Origin of the sequence: Pigmentiphaga sp. GD03639 (assembly GCF_029845405.1) — a bacterium.
GTDB lineage: Bacteria > Pseudomonadota > Gammaproteobacteria > Burkholderiales > Burkholderiaceae_B > Pigmentiphaga > Pigmentiphaga daeguensis.
This window is the reverse complement of record NZ_JAOCLR010000090.1, coordinates 1-817: the sequence shown is the minus strand read 5'-3', so window position 1 is coordinate 817 and position 817 is coordinate 1. Positions and strand designations below refer to the sequence as shown.

The 817-nt window shown below is 63.0% G+C and carries 1 pseudogene; it reads right to left on the bottom strand.

What is annotated here, in order from left to right:
• A pseudogene (locus N5K27_RS28955) lies at nucleotides 1-743 on the bottom strand (transposase); the annotation flags it as partial.
• Nucleotides 744-817: the final 74 nt, after the last annotated feature.

Below are 817 nucleotides of genomic sequence, written 5' to 3'. Positions count from 1 at the left end.
CACTCTGCGCGAACGGATCGACCCGGCCACATCAATGGCCAGGCACTCCCGCGTGTACTCATCGACTAGCGTCAGGCATTTAATCTGCTGGCCGTTGGCGCATGCGTCAAAGACAAAATCGTAGGACCAGACCTGGTTGGCCCGAGTCGGCGTCAGCGGACGCGGGCGAGAGGCTGCCACGCGGCGTCGAGGCCGTTTACGGGGCACCTGCAGCCTCGCCACGTTCCACAACCGCCACGCCCGGGACATGCTCATCGCATGCCCCTCTCGGGCCAGAAATATGCTGATCCGCCGATACCCATACCGGGGATACTGCGCCGAGAGCGCCTTCATCCTCGCCACCACCGGCGCGTCCTTGTGTGCCTTGGTAGGCTCGTAGCGCAACCCCGAACGGGATACTTCATATAGCGTACAGGCTCGGCGCTGGGATACCCCCAGCGAGCAAGCCAGCCGGGCCTGCTCCTGCCGAACCTGTACGCTCACCACTTTCGGCGGCTGACCTCCTTCATCACCTCGATCTCCAGGTCCCGCTCGACTAGCAGCTTGCGCAGTCGTGCGTTCTCGGCCTCGACTTCCTTGAGCCGGCGCACTTCGTCCACGCCAAACTCCCCGAACCGCTTGCGCCAGCCGTAGATGCTCTGCTCGCTCACCCCGTGCCGCTTGGCCACATCGGCCACCGGGTCCCGGTCGGCCTCACGCAGTATCCGCACAATCTGCTCTTCGCTGTACCTTGCCTTCTTCATCTCGCTTCCTTCTCGCGTCGGAAGCTATTTTCTCAAACACCGTGTGGCGCGAATTTCTCAGAGCAGGTCACTCG